Origin of the sequence: Synechococcus sp. UW179A (assembly GCF_900473965.1) — a bacterium.
Lineage (GTDB): Bacteria > Cyanobacteriota > Cyanobacteriia > PCC-6307 > Cyanobiaceae > Synechococcus_C.
In genome coordinates this window covers 16324-37666 of sequence record NZ_UCNJ01000024.1, presented here as the reverse complement: position 1 = coordinate 37666, position 21343 = coordinate 16324, and the positions used below count along the sequence as shown (strand labels likewise).

The 21343-nt window shown below is 59.5% G+C and carries 22 protein-coding genes; 17 read left to right on the top strand and 5 right to left on the bottom strand.

Annotated elements, in window-relative coordinates; genetic code table 11:
• From DXY31_RS10930 to DXY31_RS10885, 10 genes are all read left to right on the top strand, one after another.
• A complete protein-coding gene (locus tag DXY31_RS10930) occupies positions 1 to 909 on the top strand; it encodes an SWIM zinc finger family protein (protein ID WP_114993812.1) in 909 nt (302 codons plus the stop codon).
• Entirely contained in the window at positions 902 to 1360 is a 459-nt protein-coding gene (locus DXY31_RS10925; protein WP_114993811.1) for an MEKHLA domain-containing protein, read from the top strand. Before DXY31_RS10930 ends, DXY31_RS10925 begins: the two co-directional genes overlap by 8 nt.
• A gap of 175 nt (positions 1361 to 1535) precedes the next feature.
• Complete coding sequence (locus tag DXY31_RS10920) at positions 1536 to 1949, top strand: Hsp20/alpha crystallin family protein (protein WP_114993810.1); 414 nt, start codon at positions 1536 to 1538, stop codon at positions 1947 to 1949.
• 153 nt (positions 1950 to 2102) lie between these two features.
• On the top strand, positions 2103 to 3227 hold the full coding sequence (locus DXY31_RS10915) for a TRAP transporter substrate-binding protein (RefSeq protein ID WP_114993809.1): 1125 nt from the start codon (positions 2103 to 2105) through the stop codon (positions 3225 to 3227).
• Positions 3224 to 3796, top strand: coding sequence for a TRAP transporter small permease subunit (locus DXY31_RS10910; protein WP_114993808.1), 573 nt, complete (start codon positions 3224 to 3226; stop codon positions 3794 to 3796). Before DXY31_RS10915 ends, DXY31_RS10910 begins: the two co-directional genes overlap by 4 nt.
• Positions 3793 to 5184: a TRAP transporter large permease subunit gene (locus DXY31_RS10905; protein WP_114993807.1), complete on the top strand. Its 1392-nt coding sequence runs from the start codon at positions 3793 to 3795 to the stop codon at positions 5182 to 5184. Before DXY31_RS10910 ends, DXY31_RS10905 begins: the two co-directional genes overlap by 4 nt.
• A gap of 38 nt (positions 5185 to 5222) precedes the next feature.
• Positions 5223 to 6995, top strand: a complete 1773-nt coding sequence (locus DXY31_RS10900; RefSeq protein ID WP_114993806.1) for a diflavin flavoprotein — start codon at positions 5223 to 5225, stop codon at positions 6993 to 6995.
• On the top strand, positions 6995 to 8827 hold the full coding sequence (locus DXY31_RS10895) for a diflavin flavoprotein (protein ID WP_114993805.1): 1833 nt from the start codon (positions 6995 to 6997) through the stop codon (positions 8825 to 8827). The genes DXY31_RS10900 and DXY31_RS10895 overlap by 1 nt, the downstream gene beginning before the upstream one ends.
• A gap of 87 nt (positions 8828 to 8914) precedes the next feature.
• Complete coding sequence (locus DXY31_RS10890) at positions 8915 to 9442, top strand: NAD(P)H-dependent oxidoreductase (protein ID WP_114993804.1); 528 nt, start codon at positions 8915 to 8917, stop codon at positions 9440 to 9442.
• Positions 9443 to 9606: 164 nt separating this feature from the next.
• Positions 9607 to 9813 (top strand): hypothetical protein, encoded by a 207-nt coding sequence (locus tag DXY31_RS10885; RefSeq protein ID WP_114993803.1) that lies wholly within the window; start codon positions 9607 to 9609, stop codon positions 9811 to 9813.
• 4 nt (positions 9814 to 9817) lie between these two features.
• Here DXY31_RS10885 and DXY31_RS10880 read toward each other — a convergent pair whose 3' ends face one another.
• The 4 genes from DXY31_RS10880 to DXY31_RS10865 form a co-directional block, all read right to left on the bottom strand.
• Positions 9818 to 10078 (bottom strand): hypothetical protein, encoded by a 261-nt coding sequence (locus DXY31_RS10880; RefSeq protein ID WP_114993802.1) that lies wholly within the window; start codon positions 10076 to 10078, stop codon positions 9818 to 9820.
• Positions 10079 to 10174: 96 nt separating this feature from the next.
• Entirely contained in the window at positions 10175 to 13126 is a 2952-nt protein-coding gene (gcvP, locus tag DXY31_RS10875) for an aminomethyl-transferring glycine dehydrogenase (protein WP_114993801.1), read from the bottom strand.
• A 57-nt stretch (positions 13127 to 13183) separates the two neighbouring features.
• Positions 13184 to 13573, bottom strand: a complete 390-nt coding sequence (gcvH, locus tag DXY31_RS10870) for a glycine cleavage system protein GcvH (RefSeq protein WP_114993800.1) — start codon at positions 13571 to 13573, stop codon at positions 13184 to 13186.
• 19 nt (positions 13574 to 13592) lie between these two features.
• Complete coding sequence (locus DXY31_RS10865) at positions 13593 to 14870, bottom strand: methionine gamma-lyase family protein (RefSeq protein WP_114993799.1); 1278 nt, start codon at positions 14868 to 14870, stop codon at positions 13593 to 13595.
• A gap of 210 nt (positions 14871 to 15080) precedes the next feature.
• Here DXY31_RS10865 and DXY31_RS10860 point away from each other — a divergent pair, with 210 nt between their 5' ends.
• Complete coding sequence (locus DXY31_RS10860; protein ID WP_369813461.1) at positions 15081 to 15944, top strand: acyl-CoA desaturase; 864 nt, start codon at positions 15081 to 15083, stop codon at positions 15942 to 15944.
• Here DXY31_RS10860 and DXY31_RS10855 read toward each other — a convergent pair.
• On the bottom strand, positions 15932 to 16657 hold the full coding sequence (locus DXY31_RS10855; RefSeq protein WP_114993797.1) for a hypothetical protein: 726 nt from the start codon (positions 16655 to 16657) through the stop codon (positions 15932 to 15934). The genes DXY31_RS10860 and DXY31_RS10855 overlap by 13 nt on opposite strands.
• Before the next feature lie 56 nt (positions 16658 to 16713).
• On the opposite strand from DXY31_RS10855, the gene DXY31_RS10850 reads away from it, so the two are divergent.
• The 6 genes from DXY31_RS10850 to DXY31_RS16485 all read left to right on the top strand — a co-directional run bounded on the left by DXY31_RS10850 (position 16714) and on the right by DXY31_RS16485 (position 21342).
• The gene (locus tag DXY31_RS10850) at positions 16714 to 17646 is read left to right on the top strand and encodes a fatty acid desaturase (RefSeq protein WP_114993796.1); all 933 of its coding nucleotides are present in this window, start codon (positions 16714 to 16716) and stop codon (positions 17644 to 17646) included.
• A 42-nt stretch (positions 17647 to 17688) separates the two neighbouring features.
• On the top strand, positions 17689 to 18147 hold the full coding sequence (gene rplI / locus DXY31_RS10845; protein WP_114993795.1) for a 50S ribosomal protein L9: 459 nt from the start codon (positions 17689 to 17691) through the stop codon (positions 18145 to 18147).
• Between the two features lie 75 nt (positions 18148 to 18222).
• On the top strand, positions 18223 to 19641 hold the full coding sequence (gene dnaB / locus DXY31_RS10840; RefSeq protein WP_114993794.1) for a replicative DNA helicase: 1419 nt from the start codon (positions 18223 to 18225) through the stop codon (positions 19639 to 19641).
• 8 nt (positions 19642 to 19649) lie between these two features.
• On the top strand, positions 19650 to 19892 hold the full coding sequence (locus DXY31_RS10835) for a hypothetical protein (protein WP_114993793.1): 243 nt from the start codon (positions 19650 to 19652) through the stop codon (positions 19890 to 19892).
• A 10-nt stretch (positions 19893 to 19902) separates the two neighbouring features.
• On the top strand, positions 19903 to 20916 hold the full coding sequence (locus DXY31_RS10830) for a helix-turn-helix domain-containing protein (RefSeq protein WP_244279710.1): 1014 nt from the start codon (positions 19903 to 19905) through the stop codon (positions 20914 to 20916).
• Positions 20917 to 21006: 90 nt separating this feature from the next.
• Positions 21007 to 21342: a hypothetical protein gene (locus DXY31_RS16485; RefSeq protein WP_137024970.1), complete on the top strand. Its 336-nt coding sequence runs from the start codon at positions 21007 to 21009 to the stop codon at positions 21340 to 21342.
• Position 21343 lies beyond the last annotated feature (1 nt).

Genomic DNA, 21343 nt, shown 5'->3' with positions numbered 1-21343 from the left:
ATGACCATCACCCCCAACAACAGCGGCATCAACACCTCACTGAGTGACGAGGGGCTCGGCCAGCAACCCTGGTGGGTTGAACAGTGGATGGAGCTGATCAACTCCTACCGCTTCAAAAAACGCCTCGAACGGGCCTGGACCTACGCCCGTGAAGGACACGTGACTTCGATTCGATTCGAGGGTCGACGGGTTCATGCCCGTGTTCAGGGAACCGATGAAGACCCTTACAAAGTGAAGCTCTGGCTGGATGTGCTGAGCGATGAGGACTGGGGCTTTGTACTGGAAGCCCTTACACAAAAAGCCCGCTGGTCAGCACAGCTCCTGGCCGGAATCATGCCGGCTGACATCGAACGTGCCTTTGCGGCCAGTGGCCGCCGGCTCTTCCCCTTCAAGCTGCAAGAGGTGCGCAGTGAATGCAGCTGTCCGGATAAGGCCAATCCTTGCAAGCACATCAGTGCGGTGTACTTCCTGATGGGAGAACGCTTCAGTGAAGACCCGTTCGTGCTGTTTCAGCTGAGGGGGCGCACGCGAACGAAACTGCTGGAAAACCTTGCTGAACATCGGCTCAAGGCCCTGCAGGCCAGGGCTGAACAGACAAAGGCTGCAAGCCAATCAACGCCATCCGCGGATGGCGGCGGGTCGAACCCTGACGACACCATCACGCCGCCGCATCCAGCGGTCCTGGACCCCACGCTCTGGTGGCGTTACGAGGCCAACCTCGACGGTGATCTGGTCGTGATCACCCCTGCCATGGAAGGAGATACAGGCCTTGATGCGGCAGGTGATCTTCCCCTCGCTGAGGAGCCACGCTTCCCCGAATCAAGACCTCGCTTTCTTCAGCACCTGCGCGATCAGGGTCAGGCCCTGGCACAGCGGGCCATGCTGGAAGCCATGGCAGCCGGTGGCTGAATCAGCGCCCTGGCAGACGCCTTCATCCCAGTGCCTGATCTCCAGACTGATGCTGTCTCACCAACGGGCCTTCAAGCGTCCACTGCTGACCTGTGGCGACCCAGCCAAGGACCTGTTTAGCAGCAAGATGGCCGTTCTCGCCCACGACAACAGCCGTGATCCCCGCCTGATTTATGCCAATGCCACCGCTCTGCGCCTTTGGGAGCGGTCTTGGCAAGAGATGATCGGCATGCCCTCCCGTTACACGGCGGAGGAAGGAGCTCGCAAGCAACGCGCTTCCGCCCTGCAACGTGCGCATAAACAGGACGCTTTCGAGGGTTATAGCGGCATCAGAGTGTCACGAACCGGTCAACGATTCATGATCAACAACGCAAGAATCTGGACCCTATGGGATGACCAAGGCCTCAACTGCGGGCAAGCGGCAGCATTCTCAAGTTGGTGCTGGCTCTGAGTGACATGTGCTGATGTTCGGTTGTTGCGAAAGGGCTGTCGTAACAACCGAACTCGGTGGTCTGGACCGAACCAAATAGGGCGGTTGTCCCCCTGCTCAGAGTCAATCAGACCGCACATATTGGCGATGTGGGTGATGTCAACACCCCATCAACATCACTCTTTAGGAGTTACCCATGATCACCCTGCGTCAATCACCATTTGATCTGTTCGAGCGTCTCGACCAGCAGCTGTCACAGGTCGAACGTGTACCAGCCGCCGAAATTCACGAAACCGAAGATCACTACTCCATTCGCCTGGAACTGCCTGGTGTCGCTCACGCCAGCATCGACGTGAAAGCCAGCGATCGCAGTCTCAGCGTCAGCGCTGAGCGTCTAAATCCTCAGGCCAATGCAGCCGATGAGGCCGAAGCGTCGACAGACAACACCCTGCTCAGCGAATTTCGCTATGGCAACTGGAGCCGCAGCTTTCGCTTCGCCCATTCCCTTGACCGCGATGCGCTGCGGGCCAGCTACCGCGACGGCATCCTCACTATCGAAGCTCCCAAAACGGACAACCGCACCACCGTGTCGGTGAAGGTGGAAAACTGAGACTCAAGTCAGCTCAAGGATCAAGAGAACGATTCAGCCCTCTGCCAAGGCAGGGGGCTTTTTTTGATTGCGAAAACAGGGTCACGCAGGAACTGATCGATATCCTTCCCAGGATCAGCGTCGTCTCATCGGCGACCAAAGCAGGAGCACGTCATGCAACGTCGGCAGCTGCTCCGGACCAGTGGGCAAGCGCTCGCCGCTGCAGCCGGAGCCGGAGCACTGAGCGCCTGCACGATTCGTCGTGCTGAAACAGGACGCGGCAGTGGCCTTCCCCAGGTGCGCTGGCGGATGGCGACAAGCTGGCCGGTCTCGCTCGACACCATTTACGGAGGTGCCGAAACCATCTGTGAACAGGTGAAGGCAATGAGTGGCGGAGGGTTCACGATCGAACCGTTTGCCGCCGGTGAAATCGTTCCCGGACTCGAAGTGCTGGATGCGGTTCAAGCGGGCTCCGTGGAATGCGGCCATACAGCCAGCTACTACTACGTGGGCAAGAATCCCGCCTTCGCCTTTGGCACCGCTGTGCCCTTTGGGCTCACCGCCCAGCAACAGAATGCCTGGCTTTATGAAGGTGGCGGCAATGAGGCGATGGACGCCTTGTTCGCCGATTTCGGCGCCAAGAGCTTCCCTGCCGGAAATACGGGCGGTCAGCTTGGCGGCTGGTTCAAACGACCTATCGACAATCTGGCGTCTCTGAAAGGCCTGAAGATGCGCATCCCAGGACTGGGAGGCAAGGTGATGGCAAGCCTTGGGGTGAACGTTCAGGTCTTGCCAGGCGGGGAGATCTATCTGGCACTGGAGCGGGGAGCCATTGACGCCGCAGAGTTCACTGGCCCCTATGACGACGAGAAGCTCGGCCTCCCCAAAGCAGCGAAGTACTACTACTACCCAGGATGGTGGGAACCAGGGCCGAGCCTGGCCGCGCTGGTCAACCGCAGTGCCTGGGACAAACTCCCTGAGGAGTATCAGGCCATGTTCAGCACGGCTTGCTACCAAGCCAATCTGGGCATGCTCAGCAAATACGAACAACGCAACAGCGAGGCGCTGCTGAGACTCAGGCGACAGGGAATCAAACTTGAGGCCTACAGCAACGACATCCTCAAAGCAGCCAAGGAAGCCACCAGCGTCTTATTCGCCGATCTAGCGGCTGGCGATGCCAGCTTCCGGGACTTGCTGGAACGCTGGCGGCTATTCCAGAAGGAAACCCTGAACTGGAATCGCATCAACGAGCTGCCGCTGGTGAAGTTCAACACCAGCGCCGAGAGAGGTGAAGAATGAGCGAACCTCTCTCCGGTGTGGTGCGACTGTTTGATCGCATCAATGCCGCGGCCGCTTGGCTAGCACGCTGGTCCGTGCTGCTGATGCTGGCCATCGGAATCTGGAACGTTGTCGGCCGCTATCTCGGTTCAGCCATCGGCATCAATCTCAGCTCTAACGGTCTAATCGAGGCCCAGTGGTATCTCTTTGATCTGATTTTTCTGCTCGGCCTCGGCTGGACCCTGCAGAAACAGGGCCATGTCCGAGTGGATGTGCTGCAAAGCCGCTGGTCACCACGCCGTCGCAACCGTCAGGAGCTCAACAGCATCCTGCTGCTGCTGCTGCCCTTCGCCTTCGGGGTGATGGCGATCTCGATTGCGCCGGCGCTGCGCTCCTGGAGCATTGCCGAGATGTCACCCGACCCTGGCGGTCTGCCGCGCACCTGGGTGAAATCGTTGATTCCCCTGGGCTTTCTGTTGCTCGGGCTGCAGGGAATCGCCGAAGCGCTGCGCCTGCGACTGGCAGTCGGTAGCCCCGAAATCACAAAGGCTGCCGAAGATCAGCCCCCGCAGGGAGGTACCCCGCTGTGATCGAAGTCGAAGCCCTTGGCTGGGTGATCAGCTTCGACCCCTCCACGGTCCTAGCTCCCGGGATGTTCTTGGCGCTGATCGTGGCGTTGCTGAGCGGGTTTCCCGTTGCGTTCTGTCTGGGTGGTGTCGGGGTGATCTTCGCCCTGCTGGGCATGCTCAGCGGTGAGATCGAACCACAGTTCGTCACCGCCCTTCCCCAAAGAATCCTGGGGATCATGGCCAACTTCACCCTGCTGGCCATCCCCGCCTTTGTGTTCATGGGTTCGATGCTGGAAAGCTCCGGCATCGCTGAACGGCTACTGGAAACCATGGGCAGGCTGCTGGGCCGTCTGCGCGGCGGACTGGCGCTGGCCGTCGTTCTGGTGGGTTCGCTTCTGGCGGCGACAACCGGTGTGGTGGCAGCAACCGTCACCACCATGGGGTTGATCTCCCTGCCCGCCATGCTGCGGGCGGGATACGACAAGAGCCTCGCCACAGGGGTGATTGTGGCGTCAGGCACCCTCGGCCAAATCATTCCCCCCAGCATTGTTCTGGTGGTGCTGGGCGATCAACTCGGAATTTCAGTCGGTGATCTGTTCATCGGGGCGCTGGTTCCAGGCCTACTGATGTCGACGGTATTCGCCATCTATGTGCTGGTGATCAGCGCTCTCAAGCCAGAACTGGCCCCCGAACTCAAGCCCGAGCTCAGCGGCTCCGGTCATCCTCTGCGTTTGTTGCAATCAGTGTTGCCACCGATCGCTCTGATCGTTGCGGTGCTGGGCAGCATCTTCTTCGGCATTGCGACACCCACAGAAGCGGGCGTGATTGGCGCGGTCGGCGCCATGGTGCTAGCAGGCCTCAATGGCGGTTTCAGCCGTCAAAAACTCTCGAATGTCTGTGAAAGCACCATGCGCACCACTGCCATGGTGATGGCCATCCTGATGGGATCCACCGCCTTCAGCCTGGTGTTCCGCGGTGTGGGCGGCGATCAGCTGATTTCCGATTTGCTGCTCAACCTGCCGGGAGGACGAGTGGGTTTCTTGGTGTTCAGCATGCTGATCATCTTCTTGCTGGGCTTCTTCATCGATTTCTTCGAAATCGCTTTCATCGCAGTTCCGCTGCTACTTCCTGCAGCCCGTCAGCTGCTGGGTCCCGAAGCTCTGGTGTGGTTCGGCGTGATGATCGGCGCCAATCTGCAGACCTCCTTCCTCACACCGCCGTTCGGCTTTGCGCTGTTCTATCTGCGCGGCGTGGCACCCGATGAAGTCAGCACGCGCGACATCTATCGGGGCGCTCTGCCGTTTGTCGGCCTGCAGGTTGCAGTCCTAGCCTTGATTATCGCGGTACCAGGCCTGGTGGACTGGTTGCCTCGTGTCGCCGGAGCCCTCAGCCCGGGTCCGATGACCTGAAGATCTTCGTAAAGTTGGTTACAACGCTCGATTCAGTCATGGTCACGGCAAGCCTGAACAGCACGAATTCCACTGCTGTGACCCCCCGACTCACATTGCAGTGCGAGTCGATCGCGCCTGACAGCACCACCATCCGTTCCCTGGACTGGGAACGCAGCCGATTTGATATCGAATTTGGGCTACGCAACGGCACCACCTACAACGCCTTCCTGGTGCGCGGCGAACGCACTGCCCTGATCGACACCAGCCACGCCAAGTTCCGTGACACCTGGGTGCCACTGCTCAAGGAGCAGATCGATCCGATGTCGATCGACCATTTGATCGTGAGTCACACCGAACCGGATCATTCCGGACTGATCGGCGATCTGATCGACCTCAATCCCGAGATCGAGATCGTGGGTTCCAAGGTGGCGATCCAGTTTCTCAAGGACCAGGTTCATCGGCCCTTCAACTCACGCGCGGTGAAAACCGGCGATGAACTGGATCTGGGCACCAGTCCGGACAGTGGCGTGCAGCATCGCTTCGAGTTCCTGAGTGCCCCGAACCTGCACTGGCCCGACACGATCTTCTCCTTCGATCACGGCAGCGGCATTCTTTACACCTGCGATGCCTTCGGACTGCATTACTGCTCCGAGGAGTTGTTTGACTCGGACCCCGGGGCCATCGCACCGGACTTCCGCTTCTACTACGACTGCCTGATGGGCCCCAATGCCCGCAGCGTGCTGCAGGCGCTGAAGCGCATGGATGCGCTGCCTGAGATCAACACCGTCGCTGTGGGGCACGGCCCCCTGCTGCGCCAACACCTCAGCCACTGGTTGAACGACTACAGAGAGTGGAGCAGCCAACGCAGCAAGGGCGACAGCTACGCAGCCGTCTGCTACCTGAGCCAATACGGCTTCTCAGACCGCCTCAGCCAGGCCATTGCCCATGGCATCGGCAAAGCCGATGCACAGGTTCAGCTGGTGGATCTGCGAGCCACCGATCCGCAGGAACTCACCGCTCTGGTCGGGGAAGCCAAGGCGGTGGTGGTCCCCACCTGGCCAGCGGAACCGGATGGTGAACTGCAGGCATCGATCGGCACCCTGCTGGCCGCTCTTCAGCCCAAACAGCTTGTTGGGGTCTACGACGCTTTCGGTGGCAATGACGAGCCGATCGATGCCGTGGCCGAGCAGCTGCGCAATCAGGGGCTGAAGCCGGCCTTTGAACCGCTGCGCATCCGCCAACTGCCCCAGGGCGGCGATTACCAACGCTGCGAGGAATCTGGCACCGACCTTGGCCAGATTCTGACCAGGAAGAAATCGATCGAAGCGCTGCGCAGCATCGACGCCAACCTCGACAAGGCGCTCGGTCGCCTCACCGGCGGTTTGTACATCGTGACGGCGAGCCAAGGCGAAGGTGATGCGCGCCGCAGTGGTGCGATGGTGGCCAGCTGGGTGGCCCAGGCCAGTTTTCGCCCCCCCGGCCTGAGTGTTGCAGTGGCCAAGGATCGCGCGATCGAAGCACTGATGCAGGTTGGCGACAGCTTTGTGATCAACGTGCTGCGGCAAGAGCGCTACAAGCCTCTGATGCAGCACTTTTTGAAGCGTTTCCCCCCCGGAGCCGATCGATTCGAAGGGGTGAACGTGCTGCATGGAGCCGCTGAGGGTGGTCCTGTGCTCACGGATGCGCTGGCCTATCTGAGCTGCCGGGTGGAACAGCGGATGGAAGGGCCGGATCACTGGATTATCTACGCGCTGGTGGAGCAGGGAAACGTGGCTGACATCGATGGACGAACGGCCGTCCATCACCGCAAGACAGGCAACCACTATTGATGGCTGCAACTGTCGCGGCCAGCTCGGCGTCCGCTGATCGGCAGGTCATCACCCTGCCGGTTGACCGCGGCCTTGTCTGCCTGCGGGGGCTCAGCCCCCAGCGGCTGCGGTTCGAGCTGGAATATGCGCTGGAGCGTGGCAGCACTGCCAACAGTTTTCTGTTCGAGGCAGGCCCTGATGCCGCAGGAGTTGAGCAACTCGCCGTTCTGGTGCATCCACCGGGGATGGCCTACAGCAGCGTCTTTCTGCCAGCACTGTTGAAAGTTCTGCCAGCCACGGATCAGCCCCTGCTGATTGTGGTGGGACATGTGAACCCCAACCGCGTAGCGTTGCTTCAGGAACTGGCCCGGATTTATCCAGGCCTTGAACTGATTGCGTCCAATCCTGGCGCCAAACTGCTGGAAGAACTCTGGAACCAGCGCAAGCCCTCGCCCCCTGGAGTGGAAGAGGACCATCAACCACCACTGCCTCATTTCCCGCCACTGAGAGTGATTCGACGGGAAGAGACACAGGCACTCAGCCATGGGCGCAACCTGCTGCTGCTGCCGGCACCAACGCCGCGGTGGCCGGGTGGCTTGATGGCCTTCGAACAGCGATACGGGCTGTTGATGAGCGACAAGTTTTTCAGCGCCCATCTCTGCACCAGCGCCTGGGCCGAAGCTAACCGGAGCAGCACAGAAGAGGAGCGGCGCCATTTCTACGACTGCCTGATGGCGCCGATGGCCCGCAAAGTCGACCTGCTTGTGGAGCGCCTGGAGGAACTGAGCATCCGCACGATTGCGCCGGCCCATGGTCCGGCCATCGATGCCAGCTGGCGCAGCCTGCTGAACGATTACCACCGCTGGGGAGAAAGTCACCAGAAATCCAGCCTCAATGTGGTTTTGCTGTTCGCTAGTGCCTACGGCAACACCTCGGCGATTGCCGATGCCCTGGGTAGGGGCGTCAGTCGCACTGACATCCGGGTCACCAGCCTCAACTGCGAGTTCACACCGTCGGAGGAGCTGGTTGCCGCCATCCAGTCTGCGGATGGAATCCTGATCGGCTCACCCACTCTTGGTGGTCACGCTCCCACGCCGGTGGTCTCCGCCCTGGGAACACTGCTGGCGGAGGGTGACCGCAGCAAGCCGGTGGGAGTCTTCGGCAGCTTTGGCTGGAGCGGCGAAGCTGTCGATCTGCTGGAAACAAAGCTGCGCGATGGCGGCTTCAGTTTCGGCTTCGACCCGATCCGGGTCAAATTCAGCCCTGATCGCGCCATGGTGAAGGAGCTGGAGGAAACCGGCACGCGTTTCGCCCGCAAACTTCTGCAGGCTGAAAAACGTGCCCAGCGGCGCAATGCCGGAAGCATGAGCGAAAGCCGCAGCGATCCGGCTGTGCTGGCGCTTGGACGCGTGGTGGGATCCCTCTGCATCCTCACCACCCGCAAAGGCGAACTCAGCGGCGCCATGGTGGCGAGCTGGGTCAGCCAAGCCAGCTTCACTCCTCCTGGCCTGACTGTGGCGGTGGCCAAGGACCGCGCCGTAGAAGCTCTTCTGCACAAGGGCGATCGCTTTGCGCTGAACGTGCTTGCCGAGGGACGCGAAAGCGGACCAATGAAACAGTTCCTGCAACCGTTTCAACCAGGGGCCGACCGGTTCAGCGGTCTGGAACTGGAGACCAGTCCGAATGAACAACCGCTGCTTCCCGAGGCGCTCGCCTGGCTGGAAGGGCGAGTGAGCCAGCGGATGGAATGCGGAGACCACTGGCTGATCTATGCCGAGCTTGATCACGGCGGCGTGTTGGATCAGGAAGCCTCCACAGCCGTCCACCACCGACGCAGCGGAGCTAACTACTAAAGAGAGCAGCCAACACGACAACGACTACTCGGCAAGCACAAGCCCGAAAGAGTCGTCACAATTCAACCTCTAACGCGAACGCAGATCATGAGCAAGGCGAACAGTGCTGATGTGCTGGTGATTGCCGCCAGCAACGGCGAGAACCTCAAACTGGCTCAACGCTTTGTGGACCAGACACGCGCGCTGGGCAGCAGCGCCGACCTGCTCGACCTCACCACACTCGAACTTCCCCTGTTCACACCGCGCGTGAAGGAGCAAGGCATGCCGAATGGCATACAGCCATTGCAGCAACAACTAATGGCAGCACCGCGGTGGGTGATCTGCGCGCCGGAATACAACGGTTCGATTCCTCCCGTTCTGACCAATGCCTTCGCCTGGCTATCTGTTCAGGGAGATGATTTCCGGGCCCTCTTCAATGGACGGCCGATCGCCATGGCCAGCTTCTCCGGCGGCAATGGGATGGAGCTGCTGGTGTCACTGCGCATCCAACTCACCCATCTCGGCGCTCAGGTTGTAGGCCGCCAGCTGCTCAGCAATTACGCGAAGCCAGCGAAGGACGAAAGCATTGCTGACCTGATGCAACGCCTAATGCAGATGACACTACTGAAGCTGTGACTCAATTCGTCGGCGAATGAATCAACACCAGCCTGCGAATCAGGAACAGCCCATAAATGAACAACAGCCAAAGAAAGCAATTCGAAAGAGAATCGGGTTTTCACGCGCACACCTCATCTAGCGCACTGAAATAGCGAGGTCAGAACACAAACTCCATTCCACGAATGGGCATGACCCTGAATCCTCAGTACGCAATTCGCTACCGCGGCTTTGTTCTGCTGCAACAACGCAATAACAGCTGGCTGGTGAGACCGGAACGAAGCCCGATGCGACTTTTGCCATTTCGCACCCCTACCTGCTCGCTGGCGGATGTGAAAGCATTATTGGACTGGCGACTGGAGCAGGAGACAAACCTGATTTCAGTCGCCTGAATCTTCAGGCAGCCTGAGGTGGTGGCGTGGGCGATCCCTGGGACTGAATAGGGATCACCAGAGTTGCCCAGCGCTCAGGACGCTCTGGGCGCTGGCGTCTTGCCTGACGAATCCCGAAAGGAACTCTGAGCACATTGGTGCCCTCAATCGGCAATGTATGTCCTCGGCCGAGAGCAGCTTGAAGGCATTCGGGAATGTCGGGAAGCTGCAGCGAGTCTGGAGTTTGCTCGGTGGATTGCTTGTGGTTTTTGGTGTCGCGACTCATTGATTCCCTATTTGCGACGGTGAATGCTGTGCAGTGTGCTCAAAGTTTCCATTGCACAATTAAAAATCGAAGATTAATTTCCGATTTCGGTAAAATTTAACCCATCGACCGGGACGCTGTGGGCTGGGCCGCAGCCATCTCCTCAACACTGGGGCAGGTGCAGATCAGATTGCGATCGCCATAGGCGTTGTCGATCCTGGCCACAGCGGGCCAGAACTTGCTTTGCCGCTGATCTGGTAAGGGGAATGCTGCCTGTTCACGGGAATAGGGACGATCCCATTGATCGGCCGTCACAGCACTCAAGGTGTGAGGAGCACGACGTAGTGGATTGTTCTCACGATCGCTGTGACCATTTTCAATCGCAGCCACTTCTGCCCGGATCGCGATCATGGCGTCGCAGAAGCGATCCAGCTCTTCAAGACTCTCGCTTTCCGTGGGTTCAACCATCACAGTGCCCGCCACTGGCCAGCTGACCGTCGGCGCATGGAAGCCGTAATCCATCAGACGTTTCGCGAGGTCATCCACCTCAAGACCTGCGCTGCGCCTGAGATCACGGAGATCCAGAATGCATTCATGGGCCACAAGTCCTCCCTCTCCCCGAAACAGCACCGGGTAGTAGGAATCGAGCCGATGCGCCATATAATTGGCGGACAGCAAAGCGACAGCTGTGGCCTGCCTTAGTCCAGCTGGGCCCATCAAACGCAGATACATCCAGCTGATCGGCAGGATGCTGGCACTACCCAGGGGGGCTGCAGACACCGCTGAAATGGCCTGATCACCACCGCAATTCATCAGCGGATGACTAGGAAGAAACGGCAACAAGTGCTCTCCCACAGCGATGGGACCAACCCCTGGACCACCGCCGCCATGGGGAATGCAAAACGTCTTGTGCAGGTTGAGATGGCAGACATCCGCCCCGAACGCCCCTGGCCTGCAGACCCCTACCTGAGCATTGAGGTTGGCGCCATCGAGATACACCTGACCGCCATGGTCATGAACGAGGCTGCAGATTTCACGGATTCGGGTCTCGAACACCCCATGGGTTGAGGGATAGGTGACCATCAGAGCCGCCAGGGAATCGGCGTGCTCAGAGAGCTTGCTGCGCAGATCGTCCACATCGACATTCCCCTGCTCATCACAGGCCACGGGCACCACACACATCCCAGCCATCACGGCACTGGCGGGGTTGGTGCCATGGGCACTGGTGGGAATCAAACAGACATCACGATGGCCTTCACCACGGGACTGATGCCAGGCGCGAATCACCAATAAACCGGCGAACTCGCCCTGAGAACCAGCATTGGGCTGCAAGGAAACACCCGCGAAACCGGTGAGCTCAGCCAACCAGCTCTCGAGGTCCTGCGCCATGCGCTGATTGCCCTTCAGCTGGTCAGCAGGAGCAAAGGGATGGATGCTCCCGAACTCCCTCCAGCTCACCGGTGCCAGCTCCGCTGCAGCATTCAGTTTCATGGTGCAGCTTCCCAGCGGAATCATCCCGTGAACCAATGAGAGGTCTTTGCTGACCAAACGCTGGATGTAGCGAAGCAGCTCGGTTTCACTGCGATAACGGTGAAACACCGGCTGCTGCAGCCAGGGGCTGGATCGCAGCGGCAAGCCCTCCAGAGCCTCTTCGTGCGTGGCTGTGTCAGACAGTTCTGGCAGCTGGCCTCCGGTGGCCTCCGCCACCAGTGCCAGCAGCCGGCACACCTCTTTGCTGTCGCTGAGCTCATCCAGGCTGATACCGAATCCTTCCGCCTGTTCGATCGCCGCACCATCGGGGAGGAGTCGCAGGTTGAAGCCAGCTCGAGCTGCCAGTTGATGCACTTGCGGCGCTTGAGCACAGGTCACATCAACACTGTCGAAGCGTGATCCCTGCGGAAGAGCAAGTCCAAGCGAACGCAGTCCCTCATCGAGCTGACAGCGCAGCTGCAGCAGACGTCGCGCTATCGCCTCAAGACCTTCCGGCCCGTGGTGAACGGCGTAAAACGAGGCCATCACCGCCAGCAGCACCTGGGCTGTACAGATATTGCTGGTGGCTTTGTCTCGGCGGATGTGTTGCTCGCGGGTCTGCAACGCCAGGCGCAGGGCGAGATTGCCTTCGCCATCCCTCGACTGCCCAACAATGCGCCCTGGGACCTGCCGGCGGTAAGCATCGCGGGTTGCAAAAAACGCCGCGTGGGGACCGCCTCCACCCATCGGCACTCCGAAACGCTGGGCACTACCCACGGCGATATCGGCACCGAGAGCACCCACCGGCTCCAGCAGCACCTGCGCTAATGGGTCAATGGCCACAGTGACCAAGGCTCCATGCTCATGGGCCCTGGACATAGAGGATCGAGGGTCCCAAAGCCGGCCGCAGCGTCCGGGCAGCTGTAACAGCACTCCGAACACATCGTCACCCCACACGAACTGATCAGGCTCGCCCACGTCGAGCTTCACACCGATCGGCTGGGCCCGGGTGCGCAGAACCGCCAGGGTCTGTGGCAGCACGGCGGCATCAACCAGAAAGCGTGTGGCTTCAACTCGCTTACACACACCAAAGCTCATCGACATGGCCTCCGCTGCTGCGGTGGCCTCATCCAGAAGTGAGGCATTGGCAATCGGCAGACCGGTCAGCTCGCTGATCAACGTCTGGAAATTGAGCAGTGCCTCCAGACGTCCCTGGGCAATTTCAGCTTGATAAGGGGTGTAGGCCGTATACCAGGAGGGGTTCTCCAGCACCTGTCGCTGGATCAAAGCAGGCGTGACGGTGCCGTAGTAACCGAGGCCGATCAACGACCGAGTCACACGGTTCAGCCCGGCAAGCTGGCGCAGTTCAGAGAGAGCTTGCTCCTCTCCGATTCCTTCGGGCAGCTGCCCTTGCGGCGGACTTGAATCGAGAATGTCCTGGGGCACCACGGCCTGCAGAAAGCGCTCAAGATCAGCAAAACCAAGCCGATCAAGCATCAGCTGATTGCCTGCGGATCCCGGGCCGATATGGCGCTGCGCGAAGGGCGGAAGAGTCTTCGCTGAAGCCGTCTCCACCACGCGCTGGTCCAGCAGGGTCATGGTGCAGCAACAGAAGGCGCCGACTTTAAGCAACTTGTGCCGGCGGACGATGTGTTATCAGGTCGCAGCAACCTTGGCGGAGTAGGTCGTGGCGTCCATCAACTGCTCGAGCTGCGTCACATCGCTGGGTCGGATCACGAGCAACCAACCCTCACCATGGGGATCCTTCTGCAGTTCTTCGGGATTGGCCAGCAAAGCTTCATTGCGCTGCACAACCTCACCACTGAGGGGGGCATACATCTCTTCAACAGCCTTGACCGACTCAACGGTGCCGAAGCTGCTGCCACGGCTGAGATCAGAACCCACCTCGGGGAGATCCACAAACACAATGTCGCCGAGTTGATCCACGGCATAGGCACTCAGGCCGATACGGATCAAATCAGCGTCCTGCCAGGCGTATTCATGGCTGTCGGCATAGCGGTAGGAGGCAGGGAAGTCGAAGGCCATCGGGCCGCACCAGCGTCTCTCAATCAGTGTGCGCCAGATTCAGATGTCCCGCCGCAGCCAGGGCTTGCAGCGCCTGGATTAGAGCCAGCTCGACATGGGCGTGATGGGTGCCTCCCTGAACGTAGAGATTGAACGGCTCTCGCAATGGCGCGTCAGCGGAGAACTCACTGGTGCTGCCATCGATAAAGGTGCCACCAGCCATCACCAGATCACTGACATACCCGGGCATCGATGCTGGCACTGGATCGAGGTAGGAGCCCACCGGGGAACAGGCCTGAAAGGCGCGGCAGATCAGCTTGAGGGCCTCAGGATCCCCCAACTGCACAGCCTGGATCAGGTCACTACGCGGCGCGCCGGCTACTGGCTGCACAGGAAACCCAAGATCAGCGAATACACCGGCCACCAGATCAGCACCGATCAAGGCTTCCGCCACCATCTGTGGAGCCAAAAACAGACCCTGCAGTAACAGTCGGTGCAGATCAAAACCAGTCCCCCCTTCGCTGCCGATCCCTGGTGCGGTGAGACGGCAGCAGGCTTGTTCCACCAGATCGGCGCGTCCGGCGACGTAGCCACCGGCGGGCGCGATCGTTCCTCCCAGGTTCTTGATCAATGACCCCGCGACCAGATCCGCACCCACCTCCGGTGGCTCATGGGCCTCAACCAGTTCTCCGTAGCAGTTGTCCACGAAGCAGACGCAGTCGGGCTGCCGTTCGTGGATGCGGGCACAGAGCCGGCCGATGGTCTGCACGCTGAGCGATGGGCGCCAGCTGTAACCACAGCTGCGCTGGATCAGGATCAGGCGATGGGGTCGCGCCAGGGCCTGATCGAGGGCCTGCTCATCCACAGCACCGGCTTCGTTGAGTTGCAGCTCGTCGTAGTCGATGCCGAAATCTTTAAGGGATCCTTGCCCCTCTCCACGAAGACCGATGACCTCTTCAAGCGTGTCGTAGGGACGCCCGGTAATGGAAAGCAGGCGATCGCCTGGCCGCAGCACTCCGAACAAGGCTGCAGCGATAGCGTGAGTACCGCTTACGAACTGAAGTCGCACAGCCGCTGCTTCCGCGCCCAGCACCCGAGCGAACACCCGGTCGATCACCTCACGGCCCTGGTCACCGTGCCCGTAGCCACTCACAGAGGCGAAATGCTGAGTCCCAACCCGTTCAGCCTCAAACGCCGCCAGAACCTTTTGCAGTCGATCGGCCACAGCAGCGGTGCGCTGACGGGCAAGTGGCTGCTGACGCTCTCGCACAGCAGCCACTTGCCTGCAGGCAAAGTCCTTGGCATCACTGAGATTCATCCCCTGTGCACCGGTGCTCCCTGCGTAGCGATTTGAATCCTGTGCCATGGGAGAACCGCAATAAGCCTGCTGTTTTCTTTTACATTCACACTCCCAACCAACTGTTTTGGTCTCGGCGGTAGCCGTTCCGACCGCGACAGAACTGGTTCAAGGAGAAGCTTCTTGGTTACAACCACTCCGGCAGCCACCAGCTCAAACCGCGAGTTGCGAATGCGCGCAGCGGTGATGGCGCCTCGTGAACGGCTGCCGCGTAAACAGCGCAAATTTAAAGGTGGCACCACCTCCTTCATGGTGGCGATGCACGTGCTGGCCACCATTGCGCTGCTGCCACGGTTCTGGAGCATTCAGGGAGTTGTGGCCTTCGCCGTTCTCTACTGGGCCACGGTGCTCGGAGTGACACTGGGCTTGCACAGGCTGGTGGCTCACCGCAGTTTTGAGGTTCCCCGCTGGCTTGAACGGGTGCTTGTGATCATGGGCACCCTGGCCGCACAGAGCGGCCCAATCGACTGGGTGGCCTTGCACCGTCACCATCACAAATTTTCTGATCAACCCAATGATCACCACGATGCAGGTCGGGGACTGTGGTGGAGCCACAGCGAGTGGATGCTGCACGAAATCCCTGCTCTTGAGCACAAGGAGCGATTCGGTGGAGACCTGCTAAAGGATCCTTTCTATGTATGGCTTGATCGCTGGTTCCTGGTCTTGCAGATCCCGATCGGTCTGGCGCTCTACTGGTATGGCAACGCGGCTCAGGTGCATGGAGGCGGCGTCGGTCTGGTGCTGTGGGCCATTCCCTTGCGTCTGGTCGTCGTGTATCACGTCACCTGGCTGGTGAACTCGGCCACACACGCCTTCGGTTATCGCAATTTCGACTGCCCTGATCTCTCACGCAATTGCTGGTGGGTGGCCGTTTTGTCCTTCGGAGAGGGATGGCACAACAACCATCACGCCCATCCAGGCAGTGCCCGCCACGGACTGCGCTGGTTCGAGTTCGATATCACCTGGATGCACATCCGGATGCTGCAGAAGCTTGGACTCACCCGACGCGTGCGTCAGGCCCGCTACCCCGGCTGAGCAACCGTTCGCAATTCGGCCAGAAACGCCTCAGCACTCTGCCCCTGGCTGCCTTCGAGGGCCAGATGAGTGGCATGAAGATCGAGGAACTCGCCATCGAGCTCCTCGGCGCTGTATTCCCTGAGGCCGGCCATCACTTCGGCAAAACGCTCACGGCGTTGGTTTTTGGTGACCGGATAGGCCTCCATCACCTGATCGCGACACTGTCGCCAGGCCTGCCCACGACAAAGACTGTCGGCGATCGCCGCACTCAGGGAAGCTGCTTCAGTTTGATCAATCCGCCAATCGAATCCTGGCGGCAACGGGCCTAGGCCCACAAAGATTTCAAGCAGCTCGCCGGCACCAAGGGGCGCACCATTGGCAGCGAGCAGGGGCACGGAACTGTCGCTCAACACCCGCAACAGGTCGGGGTGAACGTCCGCCAGCTGATCTCGGATCGGATCCAGGCCCTGATGCAGCATCGCATTCGCCTGGCCGAGTGCGAGAAAAACCTCCGGCCCCGGAGACGAGAGCTTGCCATTGCGGAGATTGGAGATCTGGGAGTTGTGCACACGGCCGAGGTCCAGAGCATCGGCCAGGGCGGGCAACACCTTGTGGGACCAGCCGTTGCGCTCATGCCACACATGAATGAGGTGAGCCATCGCCTGGCGCCCTTCTTCAAGGCGCTGGCGGTAACCCTTGGTCACATGATCAGAACCGCTTGCCTTATCCATTGGTTGATACGTATCCGTATCGCGTGTAGTGTGCAGAGATCAACCGGGATCAAGTCATGGCACCAAGCGCGATTAGAACGCCTTTGCCACCCAGTCGGAGATCAGTTTCGCATCGTGGACCCAGGCTGGCAATCAAGCCCTACCGGCGCCCCAGGAGCAAGTCGAACACCTCTCCCAAGAGCGAAAAAAGCTGGGTAACGATCGGATTCATGATCGTGATTCATGCCCTGGGACTGCTGGCACTCGCTCCTACCTTCTGGAGCTGGGAAGCCGTCACCAGCCTGCTGGTGCTGTATTGGGTCACCGCCTGCCTTGGCGTCACCATCGGCTATCACAGGCTGCTCTCACACCGCTCGTTCCGAGTGCCGCTCTGGCTGGAGCATTTCTTTGCCACCTGCGGCGCCCTGAGCTGCCAGCACGGACCAATCGACTGGGCCGGACTGCACAGGCATCACCACAAGTATTCCGATACGGATGCGGATCACCACAACAGCAACAAGGGCTTTTGGTGGAGCCACATGGGCTGGATGTTCAATTCGATTCCAGCGATGCAGGAGGTGCCCCGCATGACCGGTGATCTGGCCAAGGACCCCTATTACCGCTGGCTGAACAACTGGTTCCTGGTGCTGCAGCTACCCCTGGCCGGTCTGTTGTTCTGGATCGGCACAGCGACCGGTGCAGGCGGCTGGGCCCTGGTGCTCTGGGGTATTCCTCTGCGCCTGGTGTTCGTGTACCACGTCACCTGGTTGGTGAATTCCGCCACCCACACCTGGGGCACTGTGGCCTTTGAAAGTGGCGACGCTTCCCGCAACAACAAGTGGGTGGCAGCGCTGACCTTTGGCGAAGGCTGGCACAACAATCACCACGCTTTCCCCCACTCAGCGCGTCACGGCCTGCAAGCGGGTCAGATTGACCTCACCTGGGAGCACATCCGTCTGATGCGTGCTCTGGGCCTGGCCACCAAAGTGCGCCTGCCCGTGAAGTCGTAAAGTTGTCGATCGCTCATCAGTCGTTGTCAGGATCGTTCTCCCATGGCCAAGCGCGTACAAGTTGTACTGAACGAGGACGTCCTCAGCCTCGGCCGAGACGGAGATCTGGTGGAAGTTGCCCCTGGCTATGCCCGCAACTTCCTGCTGCCCTTCGGCAAAGCCGTGCCTGTCACTCCAGCGGTGATGAAACAGGTGGAGCACCGCAGGGCCAAGGAAGCTGAGCGCCAAGCCGCTCTTAAGGAGGAAGCCGTCGCCTTCCGCACAGCACTCGACACCATCGGTCGCTTCACGGTGAAGAAGCAAACGGGAGAGGACGACGTGCTGTTCGGCACTGTCACCAACGGTGATGTGGCCGAGGTGATCGAAGAGGCCACCAAGAAAGAAGTGGATCGCCGTGACATCACCGTGCCCGATATCCATCGGACAGGGAACTACAAGGTGCAGGTCAAGCTGCACAGCGAAGTGAGTGCTGAAATCAACCTGGAAGTGGTCAGCTACTGAGCACAGATCAAAAATGACTCTGATGTCACCGACAAGGTGCGTCAGAGTGATCTTTCTTTCTGAGCTGCTGCCGCCATGGTGAGCGTTCCCTTGTCAGAGTCCGGTGGCGAGTCCACCGAGGGGGAGCGCCGCGGTTTCGGCCAAGGTCGCAGGCGTGAAGAGCCCAGCTTCGAGGCCCTGCCGGATTCGATCCCGCCGCAAAACCTGGAGGCCGAAGAAGCGGTGCTGGGTGGCATCCTGCTCGACCCAGATGCAATCGGTCGCGTGGCCGACGTGCTGCAACCGGAAGCCTTTTATCTCAACGCACATCGGGAGATCTTTCGCACCGCGGTGATGCTCCACAGCCAGGGCAAACCCACCGATCTCACCGCTATGACCGCCTGGCTGGCAGACACTGGTGCACTCGAGAAGGTTGGAGGCAGCAGCCGGCTGGTGGAGCTGGTGGAGCGCGTGGCCTCCACCGCCTCGATCGAGCAGGTGGCACGCCTGGTGATGGATAAGTATCTGCGCCGGCAGCTGATCCGCTCAGGCAACGAAGTGATCCAGCTGGGCTTCGATCAGGGCCTGCCAATGGAGCAGGTGCTCGACAAGGCCGAGCAGACCATCTTCGCCATCAGTCAGGAGAAGCCATCTCAGGGTTTGACGCCCACCGCCGAAATTCTGACTAGCACCTTCAACGAAATCGAAAGCCGCTCGCTGGGCACCTCGGTGGCAGGCATTCCGGTGAATTTCTACGACCTGGACGCCATGACCCAGGGCCTGCAGCGCAGTGATCTGATCATCGTGGCCGGACGCCCGGCCATGGGCAAAACATCCATCGTGCTCAATCTGGCCAAGAACGTGGCTCAGTTGCATGACCTGCCCGTGTGTGTGTTCTCACTGGAGATGAGCAAGGAGCAACTCACCTATCGGCTGCTCTCGATGGAAGTGGGCATCGAAGCGGGCAGGCTGCGCACAGGCCGTCTCCAACAGGAGGAATGGCCGCTACTTGGCCAGGGCATCAACACCCTCGGCCAGCTGCCGATCTACATCGACGACAAACCCAACTCGGGCGTGCTGGAGATGCGTTCGCTCTGCAGGCGGCTGATGGCCGAACAGGGCAAGGAACTCGGTCTGATCGTGATCGACTATTTGCAACTGATGGAAGGATCCAGTCCTGACAACCGCGTGCAGGAAATTTCAAGAATCACACGAGCTCTCAAGGGGATGGCCCGTGAACTAAATGTTCCGGTGATCGCCCTGTCCCAGCTCAGCCGTGGCGTGGAATCGCGAACCAACAAACGACCAATGCTCAGTGACCTGCGCGAATCGGGCTCGATTGAACAGGACGCCGATCTGGTGCTGATGATCTACCGCGACGAGTACTACAACCCGGAAACTCCCGACCGGGGAATCACGGAAGTGATCGTGACCAAGCACCGCAACGGACCAGTAGGCACGGTGAAGCTGCTGTTCGAGCCACAGTTCACCCGCTTCCGCAACCTCGCCGCCTAAACCTCAGCATGTGGATTGGGCGCATCCTTCTGCTTGGTGTTGGCTCGTCGTACATCGCACGCTGGATCCTGAGTCCTGAGCGGCATCGCAACTATGTGGCCGGTTGGCTCAAGGCATTGCACAAGACCAGCCGTTGGCTGCCGCGCGGTCGGCACACAGTTCGACGCCTCGGTCGACGAAGCTTCCGCTCGACACTCAAAGCCTCCAGCCGGAGATCGATAAGAGCAGAACAAAGCCTGAGAGCTCGTTAAGGGTGCAACCGTGATCAAGCACACCAACAAAAGCTCATTGAAGCGGCTGGATGCACGGTTTCAGACTTGTGCAGAACTGCAAGAGCTGTTTCACCCACTGTCCCCCGATCTGGTCGCCGTTCAGCTCAGTCCGGGTCCTCTGCATGGGCGAGTACGCGTTTTTGTGCTGGGGAGCTACCGCTTCAATGTGCTCGAAACCAACCAGAACCTATTTCTCAGTGGGATGCGGCGGCCCAAGCCCTGCACGCTGGCCATTCCATTGACGGACGCCATGGCGGATCAGCCTTACCGCGCCCAGGGAATTCCCATGCCTTGGCCAGGATTGATGGGCTACAACCGATCTCTGAGCGATTTCGATCTCAGCGTGCCTGCCCGGGCAACATTGGCAACCTTGGTGATCGGCAAGGAAGCCTTGCTGGAACGCCATGCACAGCATGGAGGTGGACCGCTGATGCTGAAACGCTGGGAGAGCACCAATCAGCTGGAAGTGCAGGCGGAACTGCGACGCCGCCTGCAGCAGCAACTCAACAATCTGGTGGAACGAGATCAGGACACCTGGAAACCCGAAGAACCCGATCAGCTCATCGACACCTTGATTCGCTGCTTTGAAGCGCAAAACAGTCAAACCATGCCCATCTCCACACGGGAGGCTCGGCATCAAGCAGCGATCCGATTGCTGCACTGGTGTGCAAAGAACGGAAGCAAGTCTTTATCTATGAATGAGCTCTCAGCCGAGCTGCATCAATCACGGACATCACTGTTTAAAGGAGCCAGGGAACACTTCGATTGCACCCCTCTGGAGCTACAGCGATTCATCCGCATGGACCGGGTTCGCCAACTGCTGCTCGATCCAAGCCGGCGCCTCGAGCTGGGGCTGACTGGAGTCGGAGCCATTGCATCCGCCATGGGGTTTGCCAGCCGCAGCCACTTTGCAAAGCGATACCAGCAGCAGTACGGCGAACAACCCCAAACAACGCTGAGTCGCAGCCGCAATACGACTGAAGCCAGAACGATCAGGGATTGAAAAAATCCCGCACTTTTGGGATCACGTTAGTCTTGGGTTGAATGGATTTTCTCCCAGAATTTCCTGAGGGTTTCCTGAGTTGCTCCAGACGTGACCGCCACCACGATTACTGAAGAATCTGGTGCCGCCGAAAGGCCAGTCAAACGTCTGTCACAAACAATGTCGACCAGAGAAAAAGGATCGACATTAAATCATGAATTAGTCATTTTTGGGTGCGCGACTACAACAACCAATTTTATTGAGACCGACGTTTCGCCTTCACCTAAAGATCAATTCAGTTTCTGTTTTGAGCCAAAATTAATTCACGCCAATATTTTTATAGCCAAAACGTTTATTGATATCACATCCAAACTATATTCTTGTGACTGGGCAGCATTCTTTTCAAAAAATCCAGGCAATCCGTCACTTTGCCTGTTGAAGCAATAAA